Source organism: Pseudomonas sp. LB3P93, assembly GCF_054898025.1.
The window spans coordinates 824,804-848,451 of sequence record NZ_CM142713.1; the positions used below are offsets into that span (position 1 = coordinate 824,804).

The 23,648-nt window shown below is 58.9% G+C and carries 16 protein-coding genes; 9 read left to right on the top strand and 7 right to left on the bottom strand.

All coding sequences use genetic code 11. The annotated features are described in order from the left end of the window. Positions 1–11: 11 nt before the first annotated feature. From ACYZT8_RS03535 to ACYZT8_RS03545, 3 genes are all read right to left on the bottom strand, one after another. Positions 12–422, bottom strand: coding sequence for a MerR family transcriptional regulator (locus tag ACYZT8_RS03535; RefSeq protein WP_461957122.1), 411 nt, complete (start codon positions 420–422; stop codon positions 12–14). Positions 423–619: 197 nt separating this feature from the next. Further along, complete coding sequence (locus tag ACYZT8_RS03540) at positions 620–1,195, bottom strand: NAD(P)H-dependent oxidoreductase (protein ID WP_461979284.1); 576 nt, start codon at positions 1,193–1,195, stop codon at positions 620–622. 55 nt (positions 1,196–1,250) lie between these two features. Beyond that, positions 1,251–2,141: a LysR family transcriptional regulator gene (locus ACYZT8_RS03545; RefSeq protein WP_461979287.1), complete on the bottom strand. Its 891-nt coding sequence runs from the start codon at positions 2,139–2,141 to the stop codon at positions 1,251–1,253. Positions 2,142–2,349: 208 nt separating this feature from the next. Here ACYZT8_RS03545 and ACYZT8_RS03550 point away from each other — a divergent pair, with 208 nt between their 5' ends. Then, complete coding sequence (locus ACYZT8_RS03550) at positions 2,350–3,114, top strand: sulfite exporter TauE/SafE family protein (protein WP_461979289.1); 765 nt, start codon at positions 2,350–2,352, stop codon at positions 3,112–3,114. Here the strand turns inward: ACYZT8_RS03550 and ACYZT8_RS03555 are convergent. Next, positions 3,104–3,418, bottom strand: a complete 315-nt coding sequence (locus tag ACYZT8_RS03555) for a putative quinol monooxygenase (protein WP_461979291.1) — start codon at positions 3,416–3,418, stop codon at positions 3,104–3,106. The genes ACYZT8_RS03550 and ACYZT8_RS03555 overlap by 11 nt on opposite strands. 160 nt (positions 3,419–3,578) lie before the next feature. On the opposite strand from ACYZT8_RS03555, the gene ACYZT8_RS03560 reads away from it, so the two are divergent. From ACYZT8_RS03560 to ACYZT8_RS03595, 8 genes are all read left to right on the top strand, one after another. Beyond that, complete coding sequence (locus tag ACYZT8_RS03560; RefSeq protein ID WP_461979293.1) at positions 3,579–4,169, top strand: NAD(P)H-dependent oxidoreductase; 591 nt, start codon at positions 3,579–3,581, stop codon at positions 4,167–4,169. Between the two features lie 224 nt (positions 4,170–4,393). Then, positions 4,394–5,305 (top strand): LysR substrate-binding domain-containing protein, encoded by a 912-nt coding sequence (locus ACYZT8_RS03565; RefSeq protein ID WP_461979295.1) that lies wholly within the window; start codon positions 4,394–4,396, stop codon positions 5,303–5,305. A 103-nt stretch (positions 5,306–5,408) separates the two neighbouring features. Continuing rightward, positions 5,409–6,302, top strand: coding sequence for an NAD-dependent epimerase/dehydratase family protein (locus ACYZT8_RS03570; protein ID WP_461979297.1), 894 nt, complete (start codon positions 5,409–5,411; stop codon positions 6,300–6,302). Between the two features lie 202 nt (positions 6,303–6,504). Next, entirely contained in the window at positions 6,505–7,950 is a 1,446-nt protein-coding gene (locus ACYZT8_RS03575) for a SulP family inorganic anion transporter (protein WP_461979299.1), read from the top strand. Between the two features lie 314 nt (positions 7,951–8,264). After that, on the top strand, positions 8,265–9,614 hold the full coding sequence (locus ACYZT8_RS03580) for a GntT/GntP/DsdX family permease (protein ID WP_461979303.1): 1,350 nt from the start codon (positions 8,265–8,267) through the stop codon (positions 9,612–9,614). Between the two features lie 15 nt (positions 9,615–9,629). After that, the gene (locus tag ACYZT8_RS03585) at positions 9,630–10,490 is read left to right on the top strand and encodes a MurR/RpiR family transcriptional regulator (RefSeq protein WP_461979305.1); all 861 of its coding nucleotides are present in this window, start codon (positions 9,630–9,632) and stop codon (positions 10,488–10,490) included. A 1-nt stretch (position 10,491) separates the two neighbouring features. After that, positions 10,492–11,967, top strand: a complete 1,476-nt coding sequence (locus ACYZT8_RS03590; protein ID WP_461979307.1) for an N-acyl-D-amino-acid deacylase family protein — start codon at positions 10,492–10,494, stop codon at positions 11,965–11,967. Between the two features lie 158 nt (positions 11,968–12,125). Further along, positions 12,126–12,494 (top strand): glyoxalase superfamily protein, encoded by a 369-nt coding sequence (locus ACYZT8_RS03595; protein WP_461979309.1) that lies wholly within the window; start codon positions 12,126–12,128, stop codon positions 12,492–12,494. Between the two features lie 12 nt (positions 12,495–12,506). On the opposite strand, the gene ACYZT8_RS03600 is transcribed toward ACYZT8_RS03595, so the two are convergent. The 3 genes from ACYZT8_RS03600 to ACYZT8_RS03610 are packed head-to-tail and all read right to left on the bottom strand — an operon-like array spanning position 12,507 to position 23,643. Beyond that, positions 12,507–15,299, bottom strand: a complete 2,793-nt coding sequence (locus tag ACYZT8_RS03600; protein WP_461979311.1) for an RHS repeat-associated core domain-containing protein — start codon at positions 15,297–15,299, stop codon at positions 12,507–12,509. Beyond that, the gene (locus ACYZT8_RS03605; protein ID WP_461979313.1) at positions 15,296–19,798 is read right to left on the bottom strand and encodes a SpvB/TcaC N-terminal domain-containing protein; all 4,503 of its coding nucleotides are present in this window, start codon (positions 19,796–19,798) and stop codon (positions 15,296–15,298) included. Before ACYZT8_RS03605 ends, ACYZT8_RS03600 begins: the two co-directional genes overlap by 4 nt. After that, positions 19,795–23,643: a Tc toxin subunit A-related protein gene (locus ACYZT8_RS03610; protein WP_461979315.1), complete on the bottom strand. Its 3,849-nt coding sequence runs from the start codon at positions 23,641–23,643 to the stop codon at positions 19,795–19,797. The genes ACYZT8_RS03605 and ACYZT8_RS03610 overlap by 4 nt, the downstream gene beginning before the upstream one ends. Positions 23,644–23,648: the final 5 nt, after the last annotated feature.

The window sequence follows — 23,648 nt, forward strand, 5'->3', positions numbered from 1 at the left end:
AAGCAGAGTATTCAGTTCAGTGTATTGCTTGGGTTTTTTTCGCCATAGCGGGCGATGCGCTCGAACTGACATTCCTCTCGGGCATCGTTGAGGTTGTTTTCGAATTCTTCGAGGCCGTCGTGCAATTGCTTGAGAGCGCCGATCTGGGAGACCAGCTCGGCCTTTTTTTCGGCGATCGCTTTTTGCGCCATGTCCCACGGGAATTCATCACCGTGGTAGTTGTTCAACATCACCTGCAGCTCTTTGAGCTTGAAACCCAGTTGCTGGGCGCACTTGATGAACGTCAATACCTCGACACTCTGCTGGCTGTAGATACGGTATTTGCCTTCACGCTTGGGCTCGGGCAACAGGCCGATTTCTTCGTAATGGCGAATGCTTTTGACTGTGGTGCCCGACAGCTGGGCGGCTTTGCCGATATACATAAAGATCCGTCTCGATGATCAAACAGGGCCTAGCGCGACCAGACCTCATGCCTGATCGGAGGGAATAATATAGTGAATAACATTCAAAGGTTGCAGCTGTGCGTAAATGACACGCACAAGCGACGAACGATCGTTTGAAGGGGGCGTGGGGAGGCTGACGACGTCGAGCGCGTCGCCAGCAAACAACGAGGGGTACGTCAGCTGCCGGCGGTGACCCGGGCCTGCTCCAGCCAGGCGTCGCGCTGGGTCGGCTTGGAACCCAGGATCGGCCCGAAAGTCAGGGTCTTCAACGGCTTGATGCCGCAGAACTCCAGGGTCGTCTTGCGCATCTGGTGCAGGCCGGGCATGCGATAAACCCATTTGTAATACCAGGGCGGCGTGTCCATGGTCACCAGCAGATGCGCGGTCCGGCCCTTGAGCAGTTTGTCGGGGAAGGCCTTGCCCTCACGGTATTTGAAGGCAAAACCGGGCAGGAAAATGCGGTCGAGAAAGCCTTTCATCAAGGCCGGTATCCCGCCCCACCAGATCGGATAAACGAACGTCAGGTGTTCGGCCCAGGTGATATCGGCCTGGGCTTGCAACAGGTCCGGCTCCAGCGGCTGGATGGTGTGATAGCCCTCATGCAAGACCGGATCGAAGTCCAGCGCATCCAGACGCAGCAGACGCACGTCATGACCGGCATCTTTGGCGGCCTGGACGTATGTTTCGCTCAGCGCCCCGCAGAAGCTGTCGGTGGAGGGGTGACCCAGAATCACGAGCATTCGTTTGCTCATCGCGTGTACTCCTGAAATGAAGCCCGCAGCATAGAGTCTGCCCCTAACGGTAGAGTCAAGGCGTTCTCGGCGTCAGCGCCTCCAGCAAGGCCCGGGCGTAACCGGGCAGGCTGTCGAAGTCGCGGGCACAGATTTTCAGTGTGCGGTTGGCCCAGTCTTCTGGAAGAGACCGGATCGTGACCGCTTTTACCTGCGGCCAGCGCTCAATGGCCATCCGCGGCACGATGGCCAGCCCTGCGCCGCGAGCGACCATGCGAATGACCCCATCGAAGCCGTCGGCGCGAATGCGGATCGCCATGCGCTGGCCAATGTGCAAGGCCTGTTCTTCCAGGTGGATCGCCAATGCACTGCTGGCGCCCAGCGCCACATAGTCATGGCTCAAGGTGTCGGCGAAGGTCAGTGACGGTTGTTCTGCCAGAGGATGGTCAGAAGGCAGGATCAACACCAGCGGGTCATCGCGAAACGGCCGGGTTTGCAGATCATCAGTGTCCACCGCGTCGGACACGATCCCGAGGTCAGCCGCCCCCTGACGCAACGCATGGGTGATGCGGGCGCTGGGCAACTCCTGAAGGTCGATGTCGAGATTCCGATGTTCGCGCAGAAAGTCGGCGAGCAACTCCGGCAAGTATTCAGTGATCGCCGTGGTGTTGCACAGCAACCGCACCTGACCTTTGACGCCCTTGGCGTATTCGGCCAGGTCCTGTTGCATGCGCTCGGCTTGTTGCAACAGTGCTCGGGCGTGTTTCGCCAGGGCGTTGCCTGCCGGTGTCGGCGTGACACCGCGACGACCGCGGTCCAGGAATTCGATGCCGAGCGAAGATTCCATCGAGCGGATGCGCGCACTCGCTGCCGCCAGGGATAAATGGCTGCGGGCGGCACCGGCGGTGATGTTGCCGGTGTCGAGGATGTTCAGGTAGAGGCGCAGGTCGGTCAGGTCGAAGTGCATACAGTGTCCCGAAGATCGTTCCCATGCTCTGCGTGGGAATGCCTCAATGGACGCTCCGCGTGCGCTTCGGCATGTGACGCGGAGCGTCACGGGCTGCATTCCCACGCAGAGCGTGGGAACGATCAAAGTCCAAGCCTCTATCCAGACAAGAGGCAGCCTCAGTATATGGCAGATTTTCAATCGGCCAATCCAGGCTCACGATAGCCCCATGAATACTCTCGCCGCGTTCTATCAAAACCTTGGTCTTACCCTTTCTCTGCTGGTCATCGCCACCTTTTTACTGGCCGGCATGATCAAAGGCGTCATCGGCCTCGGCCTGCCAACCATCGCCATGGGCCTGCTCGGTCTGGCTATGGCACCGTCGCAGGCTGCCGCGCTGTTGATCATTCCGGCCACCCTCACCAATGTCTGGCAACTGGCATTCGGCGGGCATTTACTTGGTTTGATCAAACGGTTGTGGCCAATGCTAGTGGCGATCTTCATCGGCACCGCGGCGGGCACGGTGTGGATCGGCATGGCCGGAGGTCATTGGGTGGTGCGGGCGTTGGGAGGGGCGCTGTTGCTTTACGCGTTGAGCGGTTTATTCCTGCCGACCTTGCGTGTCAGCAGTCACACCGAACGCAGGCTCGGTCCGCTGTGCGGCGTGCTGACAGGCGTTATCACATCAGCCACCGGCGTCTTCGTGATTCCGGCGGTGCCATACCTGCAAGCATTGGGTTTGAGCAAAGATGAACTGGTGCAGGCGCTGGGCCTGTCGTTTACCGTCTCGACCCTCGCCCTGGCTGCCGGCCTGTTATGGCACGGCGCCCTCGGCGGTGGCGAGTTGAGTGCGTCGGTGCTGGCGTTGATCCCGGCAGTGCTCGGCATGTTGCTAGGCCAATGGCTGCGCCAACGGATCAGCGCCGTGCTGTTCAAGCGCGTGTTCTTCATCGGCCTCGGCGTACTCGGCGGCCACTTGCTGATCAGCGGGTAGCGGAAGACGGGCTAAGCATTTCTATGGCGCGAATATCGAAATCCCGCTCCAGGTACTCCATGCGCATGCCACGGAACTGCTGCATGTGCGGCAGGTTCGAGTGCACGTCGAGATGTTCCTGGGACTGCCAGATCTCGTAGAAGATAAACAGCGTCGGGTCCTGTTTGTCGCGCAGCATGTGGTACTCGATGCAGCCGGGCTCGGCGCGACTGGCTTCTACGTAGCCGCTGAAAAACGCTTCGAAGGCGTCGGATCTTTCCGGGCGGGTCTTGGCGTGCAGAATGAAGCCTTGCATTTCACTCATCAGAAATCTCCTCAAGTTCAGAATCGGCGCAAGTCTATGGCAACAATCGCGTGTCGATTCGTGCGTATTAGTCAAATGAATTTTGCGAATTCGACGCTTATTCCGCGCGAGGCAGATCGCTACTCTGCCGTCATCGAATTCCAAACTTCCGAGAATCCCCATGAAAAAAGTCCTGTTGCTCAATGGCGGCAAAAAGTTCGCCCACTCCGATGGCCGCTACAACACCACCCTGCATGAAGCCGCGCTGAGCGTGCTGGATCGTGGCGGCGTCGATGTCAAAGCCACCTTCATCGACGAGGGTTACGACGTTGCCGAAGAAGTCGCCAAGTTCCTCTGGGCCGACGTGATCATTTATCAAATGCCCGGCTGGTGGATGGGCGCGCCGTGGACCGTGAAGAAGTACATCGACGAAGTGTTCACCGAAGGTCACGGCAGCCTCTACGCCAGCGACGGCCGCACCCGTTCCGACGCCTCGCAAAAGTACGGCAGTGGTGGATTGGTGCACGGTAAGCAATACATGTTGTCGCTGACCTGGAACGCGCCGCAGCAAGCCTTCGACGACCCGACCGACTTCTTCGAAGGCAAGGGCGTGGACGCGGTGTATTTCCCGTTTCACAAGGCCAATGAATTCCTCGGCATGACTGGTTTGCCGACCTTCCTGGCGGTCGATGTCATGAAACGTCCGAACATCGAGGGTGATGTCACACGCTATGAACAGCATTTGACCGAGGTGTTTGGCCTCAAGCCTTAAGGCTCGGCTACTATCGATGCCTTGAGCGGACGCTGATTTGTGGCGAGGGAGCTTGCTCCCGCTCGGCGGCGAAGCCGTCGTCAAACCAGTCGACGCGGACTGCATGAACCACCGCGTTGGCTGGTTTTGGGTCCGCTTCGCGCACCAGCGGGAGCAAGCTCCCTCGCCACATTGGATTTCCTCTGTACAGTAGAGCTGCGCTGAATGATCGATAAGGGACGCCCGTGAAAGCCAGATCCGATGAGTTGCAGATTTTCGTCTGCGTGATTGAGTGCGGGTCGATCTCCGCGGCGGCCGAACAGGTCGGGCAAACGCCTTCGGCGGTCAGCCGCACGCTGTCTCGGCTGGAGGCCAAGCTCGATACCACCCTGATCAACCGCACCACGCGGCGCATGGACCTGACGGAGGAGGGCAAGTATTTCTTTGAACACGCCAAGCTGATTCTCGATCAGATGGACGAGCTCGAAGAACGCCTGACCTCACGCCAGCAAACCCCGTCCGGGCGTCTGCGGATCAACGCCGCGTCGCCGTTCATGCTGCACGCCATCGTGCCGTACATCGACGAGTTCCGCCGCCTCTACCCGGACATCCAGCTCGAACTCAACAGCAACGACCTGATCATCGACTTGCTCGAACAAAGCACCGACATCGCCATCCGCATCGGCACACTGGCCGACTCGACCCTGCACGCACGCTCGCTGGGTTGCAGCCCGCTGCACATCGTCGCCAGCCCGGCGTACCTTGAGCAACACGGCACGCCGACGGCTGTTGCGGATCTGACCGGGCATGCGTTGTTGGGCTTTACCCAGAACGAGGGCCTCAACCAGTGGCCGCTGCGGTATGTGCACGGTGATCGTTGGCCGATTCAGGCGTCGATCAGCGCTTCCAGCGGCGAGACGATCCGGCACCTGGCGCTGGAAGGCCAGGGCATTGCCTGCCTGTCGCACTTCATGACGATCGACGACATTCGTGCAGGGCGATTGAAGGTGCTGCTGGCGGATTTCAACAGCGGCTATCGCCAGCCGATCAACGCGGTGTATTACCGAAACTCGCAACTTGCCCTGCGGATCCAGTGCTTCCTGGACTTCATCCAGGGCAAATTGGCGGCTTATGCGAATGCGGACTTCAAAGGCTGATTCGTGACTTCTGCGCAAGAGTGATTTGGGTCAGCGGGTCTGTTTCGCCACGGGACGGTCCTCGATACTCAATGCATCACTTATTCACGCAGGGAGTTTCTCCATGAACGTATTCGTTACCGGCGCCGCTGGATTCATCGGCGGCTCCATCGCCACCGGTCTCGTCCGTGCGGGCCATACGGTCACCGGTCTGGTTCGCAACGCCGAACAAGCCACTGAACTGAGCGCACTGGGCATCATTCCGGTGATCGGCACTCTTGACGACAGCGCACTATTGGCCGAACAGGCTCGCGCTGCCGATGCCGTGATCAACGCCGCCAGCAGCGACCATCGTGGCGCGGTGGAAGCCTTGCTCAGTGCCTTGCGCGGCGCCAACAAAGTCTTCCTGCACACCAGCGGTTCGAGCATCGTCGGCGATGCGTCGGGCGGCAAATCCAGCGACGTTATCTACTTCGAAGACAACCTGCCGGAGCCAACTGTCGACAAGGCTGCCCGCGTGGCCATCGACAACCTGATCCTCGCGGCGGCGAAGGACGGCGTGAACTCGGCCGTCATTTGCAACACCCTGATTTACGGCCACAGCCTGGGCGTCAATCGCGACAGCGTGCAGCTGCCGCGTTTGCTGAAACAGGCGCGTAAAAGCGGCGTGGTGCGCCATGTCGGCACGGGCCAGAACATCTGGTCCAACGTACACATCGAAGACGTGGTGTCCCTGTATCTGCTGGCGCTGAGCAAAAACGTACCGGGCACGTTCTACTTCGTCGAAAGCGGTGAGGCGTCGTTCATCGACATGACCACCGCCATGGCTGAGGCCTTGAAGCTCGGCAAGGCGCAAGACTGGCCTTTGAAAGAAGCAGAAGCCGAATGGGGTTATGAAATGGCCAATTATGGTTTGGGCTCCAACAGCCGGGTTCGCGGCAAGCATGCGCGTGAATTGCTGGGCTGGGCACCGAAGCGGACGTCGGTAGTTGAATGGATTCGTGACGAAATGGTTTGAGTTCGCCTTAAACCGCGTCATCGTTCTTCGCGGGCAAGCCACGCTCCCACAGGATTTATGTCGTCCCCGAAACTGGCGAACGACACAAATCCTGTGGGAGCGTGGCTTGCCCGCGATTGCGTTTTCGGCAACCCGACAACTGGCCGGGCCGCCCTCAATTCCGTAACATCCGCTCCCTCTTTCCCTGCTGTGTCCGGTCTCCATGAAACCAAAACGTCTGCGCGCCGATGTCCTGGCCGGACTCACCACGTCTTTCGCCCTGCTACCCGAATGCATTGCCTTCGCGCTGGTGGCTCACCTCAATCCGCTGATGGGGCTTTACGGCGCTTTCATCATTTGCACCCTGACCGCGCTCTTCGGCGGACGGCCGGGGATGGTGTCCGGTGCAGCCGGTTCGATGGCGGTGGTGATCGTCGCGCTGGTGGTGCAACACGGTGTTCAGTATTTGCTCGCGACGGTGTTGCTCGGTGGCTTGATCATGCTGGCGTTCGGGTTGCTGAGGCTGGGCAAACTGGTGCGGATGGTGCCGCACCCGGTGATGCTCGGCTTCGTCAACGGCCTGGCGATCATCATTGCGCTGGCCCAACTCGAACACTTCAAAAGGGGTGACGACTGGCTCAGCGGCATGCCGTTGTACATGATGACCGGGTTGGTGGTGCTGACGATGGCGATCGTTTATCTGCTGCCGCGCCTGACGCGTGCCGTGCCGCCGGCGCTGGTGGCGATCTTGGGTGTCGGGCTGGCAGTTTTCCTGCTCGGTCTGCCGACGCGCACCTTGGGCGACATGGCGCATATCGCCGGCGGCTTGCCGACGTTTGCGCTGCCAGACATTCCGTGGAACCTGGACACCCTGCGCGTCATTGCGCCCTACGCGATCTTGATGGCGCTGGTCGGTCTGCTGGAAACCTTGCTGACCCTGAACCTCACCGACGAGATCACCGAGAGCCGTGGCTTCCCGGATCGTGAGTGTGTGGCGTTGGGCGCGGCCAACATGGTCTCCGGCGTGTTTGGTGGCATGGGTGGCTGCGCGATGATCGGCCAGACCGTCATCAACCTCAGTTCCGGTGGTCGTGGGCGGTTGTCCGGTGTGGTGGCCGGGGTGCTGATTCTGCTGTTCATTTTGTTTCTGTCGCCGCTGATCGAGCGCATCCCGTTGGCCGCACTGGTTGGCGTGATGTTTGTGGTGTCGCAACAGACGTTTGCCTGGGCTTCGTTAAGGGTGGTGAACAAGGTGCCGCTGAACGATGTCTTGGTGATCGTTGCGGTCACGGTCATCACGGTGTTCACCGATCTGGCCACCGCCGTGCTGTGCGGGATCATCATTGCGGCGCTCAATTTTGCCTGGCAGCAGGCCCGCGAGCTGTATGCCGACGCTCATATCGAGGCCGATGGCAGCAAGTTCTATCACCTGCACGGCACGCTGTTCTTTGCCTCGACCGCGCCTTTTCTCAATCAATTTGATCCCGCCAACGATCCGCCTGTCGTGACCATCGACTGCCGTCACCTGAGCTTTGTCGACTACTCGGCCATCGCCGCGCTCAAGACGCTGCGTGAACGCTACGCCAAGGCCGGCAAGCATTTGCGCGTGCTGCACTTGTCCGAGCGCTGCAAGAAACTGCTCAAGCGTGCTCGCGTGAATCACGACTGAACGTCTTCCCGCCGATCGTTCCCACGTCGAGGCGTCGAACCGTCCGCGTGGGAATGCCTCAACGGACGCTCCGCGTCCGCTTTTTGGGACGCTGAGCGTCCCGGGCTGCATTCCCACGCAGAGCGTGGGAACGATCAGCGTGAAGATGATGTAAATCCGCCTGCCTGATTTTCATATCCACCGACCTTGCATGCCTCTGCGCGACATCCCTTATCCCTCCACGAAAATAACTTTCACCTCGTTTGAGTTTCACGCCTCGAAATGTTTTAAGAGTTTCACAAAACTTTCGACGTGACCCTTTCGAGGAGTACCGCATGACCCTGTCCTTCGGCTATTGGCTGCTGGTGTATGCCGCCATCGCCATTATTGCGCTGATCGTTCTGATCGCCCGTTACCGACTCAATCCCTTCATCGTGATCACCCTGGTGTCCATCGGCCTGGCGCTGCTCGCCGGCATGCCGCCGTCCGGCGTGGTCGGTGCGTACGAGGCCGGGGTCGGCAAGACCCTGGGGCACATTGCGCTGGTGGTGGCGCTGGGCACGATGCTCGGCAAGATGATGGCCGAGTCCGGTGGCGCCGAGCAGGTAGCGCGGACCTTGATCGACCGGTTCGGCGAGAAGAACGCGCACTGGGCCATGGTGTGCATCGCCTTCCTGGTCGGGTTGCCGCTGTTCTTCGAGGTCGGTTTTGTGTTGCTGGTGCCGATCGCCTTTACCGTGGCGCGACGGGTTGGGGTGTCGATCCTGATGGTCGGCTTGCCGATGGTTGCCGGTCTCTCGGTGGTCCATGCGCTGGTGCCGCCGCACCCGGCGGCGATGCTGGCAGTGCAGGTGTATGGGGCGTCGGTGGGGCAGACCTTGCTCTATGCGATTCTGATCGGCATTCCGACCGCGATCATCGCCGGCCCGTTGTACGCCAAGTTCATCGTGCCGCGCATTCAATTGCCGGCGGAAAACCCGCTGGAACGCCAGTTCCTCGACCGCGAACCGCGCGATAGCCTGCCGGGATTCGGCATCACCATGGCGACCATTTTGTTGCCGGTGGTGCTGATGCTGATCGGCGGCTGGGCCAACCTGATTTCCACGCCGGGCAGCGGTTTCAACCAGTTCTTGTTGTTCATCGGCAACTCGGTGATTGCGCTGCTGCTGGCGACGTTGCTGAGTTTCTGGACCCTCGGCCTCGCCCAGGGTTTCAACCGCGAATCGATCCTCAAATTCACCAACGAATGCCTGGCGCCAACCGCCAGCATCACCTTGCTGGTGGGTGCCGGCGGCGGGTTGAACCGGATTCTGGTGGACGCCGGGGTCACCGATCAGATCGTCAGCCTGGCCCAGGTCTTTCACCTGTCGCCGCTGCTCATGGGCTGGCTGTTTGCCGCGTTGATGCGCATCGCCACCGGGTCCGCCACGGTGGCGATGACCACCGCCTCGGGAATCGTAGCGCCGGTGGCCATCGGTCTGGGTTATCCGCATCCAGAGTTGCTGGTGCTGGCGACCGGCGCCGGGTCGGTTATCTTTTCCCACGTCAACGACGGCGGCTTCTGGTTGATCAAGGAATACTTCAACATGACCGTCACCCAGACCTTCAAGACCTGGACTGTGCTCGAGACCATTATTTCGGTGGTCGCTTTCGCGCTGACCGTGGGTCTTTCTTACCTGATTTAACCGGAGCCGCCTGCCATGGACATCCTCTATCAGATCCGCGCCCGCCAGGATTCCTTCAGTGCCGGTGAAGGACGCATTGCGCGGCTGATGCTCGACGACGTAGGTTTTGCCTCCGCCGCCAGCCTCGATGAGCTGGCGCAGCGAGCGGAGGTCAGCACTGCCACGCTGTCGCGGTTTGCCCGCACGGTGGGCTGTCGCGACCTGCGCGATCTGCGCCTGCAACTGGCCCAGGCCAGCGGCGTCGGCAGCCGTTTCCTCGACCCGGCGGGCACGCCTGACCAATCGGCGTTTTATGGGCAAATCGTCGGCGATATCGAGTCGACCTTGCGTCAGCATTTGTCGGCGTTCGACGAGTCGCGTTTTGCCGATGCGGTGAAACTGCTGGGCAAGGCGCGGATGATTCATGCATTCGGCATGGGCGGTTGCTCGACCTTGTGCAGCGATGAACTGCAAGTGCGGCTTGTGCGATTCGGCTACCCGATTGCGGCGTGCCACGACCCGGTGATGATGCGCGTCACCGCCGCCAGCCTCGATGCCGAACGCGCCGTGATTGCCTGCTCGCTGACCGGCATCACCCCCGAACTCATCGAAGCCGTCGAACTGGCCCGCAACTACGGTGCACGGATTATCGCCATCACCCGCGCCGATTCGCCGCTGGCGCAATTGGCGGATGTGCTGCTGCCGCTGCAAGGCGTCGAGACCTCGTTCATCTACAAACCCACGGCGGCGCGCTACGGCATGCTGCTGGCCATCGACGTGCTTGCCACCGAGCTGGCGCTGGCCAATCCTGAAGACAATCAAGAACGTCTGCGGCGGATCAAACTCGCCCTCGACGATTACCGCGGCGGCGACGATCACTTGCCGCTGGGAGACTGACATGATGTACGACACGCTGATCCGCAACGCCCTGATCATCGACGGCAGCAACGCGCCCGGTTATCCCGCCGATGTGGCGATTCTGAATGGCCGCATCGAGCGCATTGGCGACTTGCACGATGCCACCGCCCGCGAAGAAATCGACGCCGCCGGCCGTGTGCTGGCACCTGGTTTTATCGATGTGCACACCCACGACGACACGGTGGTGATTCGTCAGCCGCAGATGCTGCCCAAGCTCAGCCAGGGCGTGACCACGGTGATCGTCGGCAACTGCGGAATCAGCGCGTCGCCGGTGAGTTTGCGCGGTGATCCGCCAGATCCGATGAACCTGCTTGGCACCTCGGCGGCCTTTGTTTATCCGACCTTCCGTGATTACCGTGCAGCGGTCGAAGCGGCGAACACCACGCTGAACGTCGCCGCACTGGTGGGCCACACCGCGTTGCGCAGCAACCACCTCGACGACCTTTTTCGTACCGCCACGGCGGATGAAATCAGCGCGATGCGCGAGCAACTGCGCGAAAGTCTGGAGGCCGGCGCCCTGGGCTTATCCACCGGTCTGGCCTACGCCAGCGCGTTCTCGGCGTCCACCGATGAAGTGATGCAACTGACCGAAGAACTGACGGCATTCGGCGCGGTGTACACCACCCATTTGCGCAGCGAATTCGAACCGGTGCTGGAGGCCATGGACGAAGCGTTCCAGATCGGCCGGCATGCAAAATCCCCGGTGATCATTTCCCACCTCAAATGCGCGGGGGCCGGCAACTGGGGGCGCAGTCCGCAACTGCTGGCTTCGCTTGAGGAGGCTGCAAAAACTCATCCGGTGGGCTGCGATTGTTATCCCTACGCGGCGAGCTCTTCGACGCTGGACCTCAAGCAAGTCACCGATGCTCATCGCATCACCATCACCTGGTCCACACCGCACCCGGAGCTGGGCGGTCGCGACCTGATGGACATCGCCGCCGAATGGAACGTGCCGCTGCTCGAAGCGGCCCGCCGACTGCAACCGGCCGGCGCGGTGTACTACGGAATGGACGAGTCCGATGTGCGAAGAATCCTCGCTCATCCGTTGTCGATGGTGGGGTCTGACGGCTTGCCGGAAGACCCGTTCCCGCATCCGCGCCTGTGGGGTGCCTTCCCACGGGTGCTTGGGCATTTCAGTCGCGACGTCGGGCTGTTTCCGCTGCACACCGCCGTGCACAAAATGACCGGGCTGTCGGCGGCGCGTTTCGGCTTGAAGGAACGGGGTGAAATTCGTGAAGGACACTGGGCGGATCTGGTGTTGTTCGACCCGCTGACCATTCGCGACGTGGCGGACTTCAATGACCCGCAACGGGCGGCGGAGGGGATTGAGGGTGTGTGGGTCAACGGGGTATTGAGTTACAGCGAAGGCCAGGCGAACGGCAAACGGGAAGGGCGTTTTCTGGCAAGGGAAGGGGATCTGCGCGCGGGTTTTCAGAGCCTCCACAATCCCCTGTAGGAGCCAGGCTTGCCGGCGAAAGCGATCAGCCAGTCGACAAATCTTTTTGAACTGCTTCGCGTAGTAGCACATTGCAATTAAAGAAAGCCATCGCCAAGCCGAAGCGCTGACATCCAGCCCAACTACAATGGGTGTCTTTTCAGTCAGGGAGCAACCCCATGAGCTTCGGCAAAACCACCCCGATCCTGCGGATTTTCGACGAAACCAAGGCGTTGGAGTTCTACATCGACTTCCTGGGATTCACCGTCGACTGGCAGCATCGCTTCGAAGCGAATTTCCCGTTGTACCTGCAAGTCTCCCGTGGCGAATGCGTGCTGCACCTGTCCGAACACCATGGCGACAGCACGCCGGGTTCGGCGTTGCGGATCGAGACCGACGAACTTGAGGCATTTCAGCAGCAACTGCTGGCCAAGGAATATCCGTTTTCCCACCCGCAGATCCAGGCCATGCCCTGGGGAAGCCAGGACATGACCATCAGTGATCCGTTCGGTAACCGGTTGGTGTTTACCAACGCGATCTGCATGTAAATCAACACCGGTTTACGGATTGGCGGCGTGCAGGTAATGGGTTCTGGATGACCGCATCGATTGCACATGCGCGGCGTAGTCGGTGGGCTCCAGTCGGCCGGTGGGGATGTTGATGTCCCTGGGGATCAAGGCATTGCAGTTCATACAGGTAGGGAAATCGGTTGCTGACTCAGAATTGGAAATTCCCTTGAGTCGTTGAGTCATCACAAAGATGTTTTCAGGCAGGACGCTTGCACTCGGCGATTGATTGAGCAAAGCGTTCCTGCTCCGCACTTCCGCATGACGCCCGGGAGTGCCGGACTGGATGGGGAATAAATGTCCGGAGTGACCTAAATGGTCGCGAATGTCCCTGGCGAGCGCCGGGTGGAGGGCTACGTCATTCTGATTGGCGTAATCGCGTTCAACTTGAGCCATGAAGGTTTCTGGTTGGGTGACTTCAAAGATCCCCACGTCCCCTGGCCCGCTTGTTGAGGGGAAAGGATTGCGATAGAGGGCGATCCCTGGATAGGGCCTGTCCCCCAGCTGTTCAGGGAAGTTGAAATGCTCCCAGGACGAAAAGCTTCCGTCTGCGGTAGTGACGGCAGCGTGTGCGGTGTACTCATTCAGTTTCTTTTTCGTATAGGCCTTGAACGCTGGACGAGTCGCTTCGATCCCGGCAATTTCCTTGGAGGTCAGAAGATTCGTTCGATTGGGAAATTGAGCTTTCAGCGAGGCCAGTTTCCCTTCCTTCGCTTCTGCCAGTTGCCTTGGGGCGTCTGTCATCGAAACGGTTTTTTCTGAAAACCGATCGTAGTAGTCCTGCACGATGGGAACGTTGACCAGATCATCGCGTACCAGCCCCCGCGAATCCGCAAAGCGCACCGGGTTGTTCCCCACCATGCAATACAGGTTCAACCCGTCAGTCGTGCCCGCCGGGTCCGGGCTGATCCATCGTTGCAACCATGGCGCGTAATATCGCTGGCCGTAGTAATACAGCCCGCTGGCATCACGCTCCTTTCCCGAGTAACGAAGGGTTCTGTATTTCGCTTCCAGCACATTACGCGCCGCTCTCCACGCCGTGCCGCCAAAGGGGTAATAGCCTTCCTCGCTGATCAGGTTGCCTTCACTATTCAGCTCCATTGTGTTGGAACCCAAGTGATCGTCGAAACTGAAGCGCAAGCTGTTATTGGTGATGCCTGACGGTGTTCCCAGGCTCCAGTGCAGGCACCGAACGTTGCAGTTCGCCGCCTGAACGGTGATGACCTCGAGTTTTTCCATCGTACTTTCCCGGATCTCCAGGCCAGGCAAATACAGGACGTCGCGGCAGTGGGTGAGGGCGTGGGCCTTTTGGGTTTGCCGTTTGCGAACGCGCTGGCCGCTGCCGTCGTAGAGGTAGCTTTCCGTATCCGCCTCCTGCTCTGTGCGCTCCACCAAGGTCACGCTTTGCAATTGGTTGCGCGCGTTCCATACCAGCGGTTGCCCGGCTTGCAGTGCTTGCAGATTGCCGTTGGCATCGAAGCCGGTTGCCAAGTCGGGTGGCGGATCTCCTGCATTCCATGACAGCCCACGATTGTTGTTGGGGGCGATGCGCATCTCGCGGGTGTAATTATTGCCTTCGCGCTGATGCTGCAGCTTGGTCAGGTTGGCGCGTTCATCATAGGTGTAATGCTGAGTGAAATTGAGCAGTCGGCTGCGGTCTGCCGGGCTGGATAGCCAGGCAGGCATCGTCGCGCGGATGCTTGCTGTCTGCTCTTCCCGGCCGGTCGCCTTGACCAACTGATACAGACTGTCGTAACCATAAGTGCTGCCCGGACTTACGCGTTGATTAGCATTGTGCTGCTCGGGTTTGCTGTGGTCTTCGACACTCAACACATTGCCGACTGCGTCGTAGGCGTAATGCAGTTTCTGAAGCACGTGGGTGTTTGTACGTGAAAGGCTTCGCTGGATCATGCGGCCGTTTTCAGGCGCATACATCGCCGCGTTGGTGATCTTGCCGCCCAGCACCTGGGATTCGATCTGACCCTGCGCGTTATAGCTGACTTGATCGAGAACCAGCCTCTGTTGATCGGTGCCACTAAGTTGCAGGGAGACTTTCTCCAGCTGACCGGCGACATCAAACCAGAAGCGTTGCGTATGCCCTTTGGCGTCTATTTGCTCGAGGACTTCGCCGGTCGGAGCGTAGCGCCAGGTGGTGGTATGGCCGGTACCGCTTTCGAGCAAACCCGTGCGCTCATCGAGATCTTCCGGCCAGTGGGCGGCCTGCTGTTCTTTTAGCAGATGGCGCGTTTGGCTGAGCAGTTTTCCCGCCAGGTCAAACTCGGAAAAAATCACGCTGCCTGCCGGATCGTCATGGCGAATCAACCTTCCGCACCGGTTGGTTTTCACATCGTCGGTTGAGCTGGCAGCGTAGGTGAAACGCTCGATGGCCTGGCGGGATTGTTGTGTGGATTCTTCGTGGATTGTCAGTGGGCGTAGTTGGTTGTCGTAGTCGGTTTGCCAATGGCTACCGCGCGAGTCCCAGGTGTCCAGCGCCTGGCCAGCCTCGCCAAAAAGTGTCAGACGCCAGCCGGCATCGATGCTGTCGATCAGAAGCGTGGCCCCCGACAGGCTGCTGACTTGCCTTGAGTCCGCGGTGTTCAAGTCCATACGGGCCGCGGGCGAGTAATGCTCAACGATCTGTCCGCTGATGTCATGCCGGTTACGCGTGATCCGGGCTTCTGGCGTCTTGATCGATTCATTGCACAAGTAACGAACTTCGCACAGCGCAAGACCACGGCCATTGATGACGTTCAGGGTTGGAGTGTGGCGATGGACATTGACGTTCATTGCGCACCTCCTTGAGCCGGCAACTCAGGCTGGGTGTCGTTCTCGTCTTCGGTGATGGAATACCAGGGGTGCCAGGTGTGACGACGCTCGTCACCCTTGGCATCAATGACGCGAATGAGTCGACCCATGGGATCATGAAAATACTGATCGCAAAGGCCTGATTTGCGCAGGGATTCATCATTGATATAGCGATGCCGGTCGCTGAAGTACGGCCGATATGTGCGAGTCACCAGGCCCTTGTTGTTGTATTCAGTGCGCTCGGTGACACGCCAGCGAACGCTGACTTCGTGTTCCTGCGGTTTGCCGTTTGCCCATGCCAATGTGCCGTCTTCTTTGACCGCTAACGCTGCTCCTCGCCCAACCCTCTGTTTGCTTTGTAGCGGCCGGCCCAAGCCGTCCCAACAAGCGATAACGATGCGAATTTGTTTCGTTTCGGGATCGCGCAGGTATCGATCAGCCTGCAACGTGGCGCAGTGGACTGGTTCGCGCTGAGCACTCTCGATCTTCGCCTGGAGTGCTTGCTCGTAAGGTGTTTTCTTGATGCGCGCACGGGCGCTGGCGCGGATGTACCCACCGGGCAGCAGATCGCCTTTGGCAATTGCAGCTTTGCACCATTCCTGGTCCTGCGGTGTTGCGACCTCAATGCGACCCATCCAGCTGAACGCATCGTAGAAGTAAGCGCTGGCGACTTGCTGTAACGCTTGCTCCGGGTTTTCGATAGCGAGGTCAGGCCGGCCGTGATAGCGAGGGATATAGGTGGAGAGTGGTGCGAACCCGATACTGCCATCGGCGCTGCTTTTTAAATGGGTGATGGCGTGAGCCTGCCCGAATGCATCGTACGACGCTTCCTGGACAACGTTGTTGGGGTCAGTGACCCGAGTGGGTTGGAGTATTCGGTAGTCGATATTGGAAGCTGTGGTCGTGCAGTTGTCCGGCAGTTTGACGCTGGTGGTCATGCAGAAATATGGGTCTTGGGTGAAGTCGGTTGGATCTTGTTGCGGGCTCTGTTTAAAACTCAACGGTTTGAAAAAACCATTCAGTTCGTTATACGTGACGAAGTGGCGGCGTACCGACCAAAGTTTGTCCCGCTTATCCCACTCAGCATCGCCCGGTAAGGCGATGGGCATTTTTTTATAGCCAGCGTTTTCCAGGCGTCGGATCAAATCAAAAGACGGAGCCTGTGATTTGAGTACGTCGTAAACCTTCAGCGCCAACTCATTAAGCTCGGCTGTTTCCGTGTGATCGACCAACGCTTCGACACTGGCCTGCCCATCCGCAAAGGGACCACTGGCATCTGGTTTTCCATAACGCTGCAAAGACAGGCCGGTCATGACCAGTCGCGCTTTCCATGCAGCCGAAGCACTCAGGATCAGCAACGCCTCATGGTTGATGGCCGAAGGAACCAGGCCTCCGGCCAGCGGTGCTTTTGGCAGTTTCAACGCATTCGTGCGTTGCAGATAAGGCAGGCCCAACCGCCTGTTCTGCGTGGTGGTGATGTGAATGAATTGGGCTTTATGTTCGGCCACGTAGAAGAACTGCTGGGCTTCGTCATGGGCGTCGGCCCACCATTTTTTCTCCCAGGGATCGGTGAAAGGGCTGGCATCGACCGTTGTTGTGCGCCGGGCGTAGCTGACCTCCAGATGGTGGGTCAGGTAACCGTAAGCGTCCCAGTTCAGATTGATCGTGTGGGTACAGCGCGGATCTTGCGGGAAGCGCTCGTACTGATAGTGAATCGACTCCACCAGCACCGGGTGCAGGATCGAATAAGGGCTGTGCTTGCCCATTCCCTTGAGCTCATTGACCTTGTAGCGATGTTGTTGCACCGAATACGGAAGCTTTGACTGGTTACCCTGATCATGGCCGTAAACTTCTACCCGCAAAATACGTCCGTTAAGCGCCCGGGCGATTTCACGCCGACGGGCTCTGGACCAGGTGTTGGCCGGAACATGCCGGTCGCTGCGCGGCGTCCAGCTTTCGCCCAGGTTCTGGATAGTGCCTTTGAGCAGCACGGATTTTTCGTCGCTGTAGTCTCGATCATGGATCATCAGATCAACTTCGTTGCCGACGTGGAACCAGGTTTTGGTCAGTGTCGGCACAGAGTGCAGATTGCTTGCTTTATCACCACCCATATCGGTTTGCACGAGCAGGCCGAACCCCCGAAATTCACGTTCGGTGCCGTCGTAGAAACCGCGCCGATACTTGAATTTCCGGGTTAGAACACTCCCGGTGATTTCATCGAATCGAGTCTGCTGCTTGACCAGAAACAGCGGAAACGGCAAGCGTGAAACCGCCGTTTTCTTGTTTTTGAGCACCTGTTTTTTTTCGTCCAGCCACTCTTGTGCCGAACTGCGGTAGCTGATGCTGCCGCTGGCACCCATGTTGTTGTTGGTCGTTTGCAGCAAGTAGGGTTTGTTGCTGACGAAATCGCATCGCCAATGCCGTGGCGTTGCCCCCGGCACGCTAAAAACCAGGCTGGAGCATCCGAGTCCTTGCAGGTCGGTGGCGCTGACCTGGCAGAACCGGTCATAGCTAAAACCTGCGGGCCATGGCACGTCGATCGCCGGGCTCAGGCCATTGCCGCACAGATTCATGAAGATCCGCGCGCAGCGGGGTTCCAGATAAATAAGGTCTGCGCCTCCAGAACCGTCCAGGTCGGCCAGCAAAAGACGCGATGCGTCGAATTCTTCCAATGAAAGATCCGGTGTGGCGATCACCCGACCTTTGCCGAAGCGTCCGCGACCGAGGTTGGGCCAGCATTTAACTTCGTTATGGCGGATACGAACCAGATGCTGTTGTCCGCTGCCCAGAATGTCGCTGAAGGCCACCAGTTCGCGGGATGAGTTGCCAGGCAGCGGCAAGTCATCCTCATCAGCCCCGCGATTGACTTCGGCTGCGGAGGTGAAGCCCCTGCCTTTCTGGTTGGCATACAGGCGAACACTGCGCGGGCCAAGCATGACCAGATCGTTGAGCCCGGCGCCCATCAGGTTGGCGAGTTGTCCGTGTGGATGGAAGAACTCTGTCGGAACGGCGTCAAGCGAGGTGAAATTCGACCAGCTGCCGTTGGGTTTCAGCGTGAAGAATCCACCGAGCCCCGGTTGCGCCAGGATCCAGTCCGGGCGACCGTTTGCATTGAGATTACCGAGAAACTGTCGGACGGGTTTGCGGCTGTCGGCTAACGGGAAGTGCGGCAAATCGCTCAACGCCCTATACGTGACGTGATCCCCTCCAAGGTCATCGCGCACCGGTTGGCTATACCGCCAGCTTTTGTCGGAACGGTGCAGCACTCCGGGCAGTCCTTCTCCCAGCAGATCGACGAATTGAAAGCGCTGTTGATGATTGAGCCCGGACAGCGTCTCGAATGGCTTGAAGCGCTGAACGTCAGGTTCAAGCGAGAAGTCGGTGTAGGTGAATTCGAGGGGAGGATGGAGTTGAGCGGTGTTCTCGTCGTAAGCCTGGTCCAGTGCTGCGCTCAGGCAGCTATAGGAATGGGGGCTGGTCTGATACTCGATCACGCTGCGGCGGACCAATACCGGCTCGGGTCCCATCGATGTTTCATCGGGGAAGTGATGAAACATCAGAATCTGCCGGCATAAACGTCGGGTTCTCAGCTCAAACCCATAGGAGAAATCCGAGAAGGGATCGCTACGTTCCGGCGACGTTTTTGTTGCCCGATACGCGGATTTTTCATCCAGTGTCGTGCTGCGTTCACCGTAGTCGAAGCACAATTCGAAATGCCAACGTACTTCGTCGAGCCCCCCGATTTTGCCTAAGTACAACTGAGCGTCAGCTTCAAAATTGCCATAGCGTATCCGCCCAAGGTAACGCTGGGCGCGGCTATCGGAAGGGCCCTTCGTCGAGGTAGGGTCCACGTTGTACTCATACACAATATGCTCGCCATGAGGGTTCATGCTCTCTTCAAGCAACCACTCGCTCACATGCGACAGCGCATCGGGATCTGCACGACGTGCCGATGACGTTTTTCCAAAAAGATGCTGGCTGCCGTCGGCGTTGTGTATCAGCCAGAAGCCCGATTCGTCAGCAGGGCTGGACCAATGCTCGATCAGGTTGAAAGCGGTTTCGATGCGCGGTCGATAGCGCACGACCGTGTGCTCCACCTGCCGTGTGCCGTCGCTGTAAAGCTTTTGGCTGGACTCGATCACGCCGGTGGTGCGGTTCCGCTCAGGCATCAACACTTCACCGTCGGGGCCGACGAACAAATCATCGCGGGTATAGGCCGGAGCGCCCAACTGTGTGCGCCGTGTGACGGTCGGCAGAGACAGTTTCCAACCGAGGCCGAACACCCCGTTGCCTTGAGCACTGCTGTAGCGCAAGGCAATGGCCGGGGCGTATCCGCGACCGGGTGAAATGGGCAGCGGAATTTCGCAGGAAGCGCTCCCGCTGGAGCCGATTGCACCCAGGCCGTCACCGATGCTTTGAATCGCCCCTCCGCCCTTGGGCAAGGCCGGAGGCGTGACAGGGAGGGCGCCGTGATCGCTCATTGCGCACCTCCATTTGCCCTGGCGGTGTACTGCACGTGCACGATGATGTCGGTCAGGGATTCGAGCATGCTTTTCTGAGCCGCATGATTGGGGAATGACAACTGCCATTTCGACACCGCTCCGGTGTATTCGAAGGGCAGGTAGCGTTCGTCCTGAAAGCTCAAAGTGAACAGACCACTGTCGTCGATGCCTGTCGACAGGGCAATTTGCTGATTGGCGCGCAGACTTTTCATGACCGTCTTGTCGGCGCCGGGCAGGACGACGTCGCTGCCGGTCTGGGTCAGCGTGGCGCGGATATCTTCATAAGGGCCGAGGACGGCCGGCAAGGAAACACTGATGGTCTTGATCCGGCGCAGGCAGTGCCCCGGGTAATCGTTATCAAACAGGGCCTGCGTCAATTCAAACTCGCATATGCCCGTCTCCAGCAGGATGGCCTTCATTCCTTTGATGAGCGTGTTGTCTGCTGCGAGCGTACCTTCCCAGGGTTTGTTGATCGACGGCGTGACGTTTTCCTTCAGGTGGAGTTTGCTTAACGACACGGTCTTGCGGATTTCCAGCTCGCGCTCGTTGCCCAGCAACCAGGCATTTTTCATCTTCATCAAGCCCAGCTTCATACGCTCGCCGGGGCCGAGTCCACGGTAGGTGCTGTTCCAGGTCTGGTTCTGGAAGAACGGTTGAGTGGTGGTGTCGGCCGTCTCGTAGCGCCAGCTGCGTTCGGTGAACTGGCACAGCGAAAACGTCGAGTCATACACCTGGTAGTAGAAGCTGGAGAGTTGGTGGGTGAACCACTGGTAAAGCTGTGAGTTGGTAAAGCGCTGGCTAAGAAAGTCGTAAGAGGTCCGGGCTTGAGTCAGCGACGTCTGAGTCTGTTGTAACAACAGTCGTGACGCGGTCTCTCGTTCAACTTCCAGTGCAAGCTGCGCATCAATCTGGGCGATTTCGAGTGTTGACTGATCGAGGGAGAGGGTCCAATCCTGATGGCGGCGTCGATACTGCGCGGCACGTTCCAGGGCTTCGCCCGCGCCATAGGCAGCGGTAGCCACCCCTTGCGCCATGGCCATCATGGCGAGCGGCCCGCCTTCAAGGCGAGCCCCGCCGTCTGCCAGGCCAAAAATGTTGGGCACCACTTTCAGGCACTGACCGCCGGCATGCGCCGCATGGGCGCCTGCTTCAGCGATACGCCCCTCCAGATGGAACGCGGCGGCCATCACTTCTTCCGGATTGACGACCTCGTTGACCCGCTGACTGTAGTAGTCACGACGGTTTTCGACGATGGCTTTACTGGCCAGTAACGCCTCCCGGGTTTTCTGATCGATCTTCAGGGCCTGGGTCTGCAGGTCTACCGCCATGGTGGCGATATCCCAGAGGTGCTGTTGCTGAAGTTCCTGATAGCTGGCCTGCTCACTGCGCTCGATGAACGACATCAGCGTTTCGCCGAACTGAATCACCGTGTCTACCGCACTCAAGGCATGGGCAAGCAGGGCACTGAAACGGTAAGGCGGGATCTCTGTGCCCAGACGTTGAGCCAGACCGGGTTCCGCAGCGCGAGAAGGGTTGGTGCCGAGTTGTTTGTCTGAAGCGGCTGGAGCCGCGAAGAGCGCAAGCCTCAGGGGGCGACCCACAATGTCCAGGTTATGTCGCAGGTTATGCAGACGGCTTTCGAGCTTTTCCCAGCGTGGGAGCAACACGGGGTTGAAGGGCAATCGCGAATGCGGTGCGTCAATCGCATGGGCAGAATGTGAATGGACGTAGGGGCGAACACACACTTGAGGGGCCTGCTCTGGGGCGACGGTTGTCGACAGGTGCTTGCCTGCATCTCCCAAGGTTTTTTCAAACGCACGCAGTTTTGTATTGGGCTCCTCGCTGAACGCTTTCAATGTGATCGTTGCCCAGAGATCGGTTTGCCTGACATCCGGTCGCGGGCCCAACAGATCCTGTGCGCGCAGGTACCAGAGCTTTGCGTCGGTCAGGTTGTCGGGAGTCAATTGGCGGTAAGCGGTGTCGCCACGATTGAGCAGAATATCGAGGTAGAGCATGTACAGGGCTTTGCGAAAGTGCACGGGATGACTCAGTGCAATCTGGTGCGGATCCTGTGGTCCCTGCAGGGCGTAGCTGGGTTGGCCGGGCTTGGGCGTGCCGGTGATCAGGGGCACTGCGCTCCAGTAGTCAGGGTTACTGCCACTGACTGCTTTTCGGGCCGGATTGAACAGGTACTGCAACCAGCGTTCGGCTTCGCCGTATTGGCGCTCCTGGTTAAAGCGGTGTGCCACCAGCCAGGGCAGGTAGAGGAACAACTCCACAAAGTAGCGACCGTAGGCGCCGTAGAAGTCCAGTTGCTCGGGCGGTTTGCCGCTTTCGAAGGGGGGCTCTTGCAGGTGCTGAGAGGACCAGCTCAGCAAGGTGTCCATGCTGTCTTCTGCGCGCTCGATCAGGTGCCTGGCGAAGGTGATGTTCATTCGGATGGGGGCACGCATCAAGGCAGTGCTGGTTTCGCTCTCTGCTATTCCAGACGCTGCAAAGTCGATGAAATTAGTCGTGCCTAGTTCAGAGTCCTTCCAAGTGCCAATCCAGGGCGTTTCTTGTCTCAGCGATTGATCAGTTTCGGACGTTAATCGGGAGAGAGGGCACTGGAGCGATCTCCTCCATTTGGCTGGCCACAGCTCGGCAAGTGTTACCAGTCCAGCGTCCTCCGATTTTTTTATTCCGGTGGGTCGAAGTGTCCGAGTTGCCACGCAATCCTTGTCGATATGGGACGAGATCCAGAAAATATGGGTGAGCGGCGTCAGAGCCCGGGGATCTCCGTTGACATACAGCGCAATGAGCAATGATGTCGAGGCAGACGATTTATCATGAACAGCAATGGTCTGTGTACTCTCAAGTAACTGCGCCAGGGTCTGCTCGCGAATCGGGTCCGAGTCCGCGTAACTTTGCACGCAGGTCTGCGGTGTACTCCAACTCCCCTCATATGTTTTGAAACAGAAGTTCAGACGAAACAAGGGAAAGGTTTTGTTCTTGTTATCTTCTTTGCTCGCCTGATCCTGATGAATACATTCCGCCCAAATCACGTATAAGCGATTGTTAAACATGACCGGGCGAATGGTGTGTTCGATGGTGCTGTCGGAAACCGGCAGATTGATGCGGTGCCAGTCGGACCACGCTTGCGGTTCCGGCGCATCATATTTGGCAGTCCGGGAGCCGGCCACGAAGGGGCGGCAAGCCATATCCAGTGAGCGCCAATACCACGTATCGGCAGCACGGGATTTGGCAATGAAGTAGTAAGTGCTGTTGGCGAAATCGCTGCCGTCGATGTAACCGTTGACGATTTGCAGGTTGGCCACTTCCTCCAGCCTTGTCAGATAGGCCAGCACAGCCGTTTGCACGGACTCGGCCGTGAGCTGGTTGCGGTTGAGGTCATTTTCCAGTTGCCCGAAGCTCGCGGTTCGGGTCTTGCGCAGCGTGGGATCAAGGTAGGACGCCGGGAAATAGTACAGACGCTGATTGGTCGCCCAGGCCTGATAGTGATGCAGGACCGTGCGCCAGGTGTCGACTTGATCGTTGGGAATCTGCGCGGTGTGATAACCCGGTTCCATGTTGGCCAGAATGCTGTTGATGTACTGCTGAAGACTGGCAATCGCGCAGGCGACCGGGCTCGTCGGCACGTCCTGGCTGACCAGCACATCAAGCAGCCAATAGTGGTAAAGGTCATCGGCCGTCTTGAGGTGTTTTGCGATCTTCAACGCTTGCAGTGTCTTGTCTTGCGGAACAATCGCCGAAAGATAAAGCCCGAGCTGTGCATCACGCAGGCTTTCGTTAAGTTGTTTTTCAATAGCAACAGACATGTTCATTCCTT

Bases quoted from the DNA above. Each gene is read 5' to 3' on its own strand.
- ACYZT8_RS03610 (WP_461979315.1), bottom strand. From the start codon at position 23,643: ATGAACATGTCTGTTGCTATTGAAAAACAACTTAACGAAAGCCTGCGT.
- ACYZT8_RS03550 (WP_461979289.1), top strand. From the start codon at position 2,350: ATGAATACTCTCGCCGCGTTCTATCAAAACCTTGGTCTTACCCTTTCT.
- ACYZT8_RS03545 (WP_461979287.1), bottom strand. From the start codon at position 2,141: ATGCACTTCGACCTGACCGACCTGCGCCTCTACCTGAACATCCTCGAC.
- ACYZT8_RS03540 (WP_461979284.1), bottom strand. From the start codon at position 1,195: ATGAGCAAACGAATGCTCGTGATTCTGGGTCACCCCTCCACCGACAGC.
- ACYZT8_RS03600 (WP_461979311.1), bottom strand. From the start codon at position 15,299: ATGAACGTCAATGTCCATCGCCACACTCCAACCCTGAACGTCATCAAT.
- ACYZT8_RS03605 (WP_461979313.1), bottom strand. From the start codon at position 19,798: ATGAGCGATCACGGCGCCCTCCCTGTCACGCCTCCGGCCTTGCCCAAG.
- ACYZT8_RS03595 (WP_461979309.1), top strand. From the start codon at position 12,126: ATGAGCTTCGGCAAAACCACCCCGATCCTGCGGATTTTCGACGAAACC.
- ACYZT8_RS03590 (WP_461979307.1), top strand. From the start codon at position 10,492: ATGATGTACGACACGCTGATCCGCAACGCCCTGATCATCGACGGCAGC.
- ACYZT8_RS03555 (WP_461979291.1), bottom strand. From the start codon at position 3,418: ATGAGTGAAATGCAAGGCTTCATTCTGCACGCCAAGACCCGCCCGGAA.
- ACYZT8_RS03560 (WP_461979293.1), top strand. From the start codon at position 3,579: ATGAAAAAAGTCCTGTTGCTCAATGGCGGCAAAAAGTTCGCCCACTCC.
- ACYZT8_RS03585 (WP_461979305.1), top strand. From the start codon at position 9,630: ATGGACATCCTCTATCAGATCCGCGCCCGCCAGGATTCCTTCAGTGCC.
- ACYZT8_RS03535 (WP_461957122.1), bottom strand. From the start codon at position 422: ATGTATATCGGCAAAGCCGCCCAGCTGTCGGGCACCACAGTCAAAAGC.
- ACYZT8_RS03580 (WP_461979303.1), top strand. From the start codon at position 8,265: ATGACCCTGTCCTTCGGCTATTGGCTGCTGGTGTATGCCGCCATCGCC.
- ACYZT8_RS03570 (WP_461979297.1), top strand. From the start codon at position 5,409: ATGAACGTATTCGTTACCGGCGCCGCTGGATTCATCGGCGGCTCCATC.
- ACYZT8_RS03575 (WP_461979299.1), top strand. From the start codon at position 6,505: ATGAAACCAAAACGTCTGCGCGCCGATGTCCTGGCCGGACTCACCACG.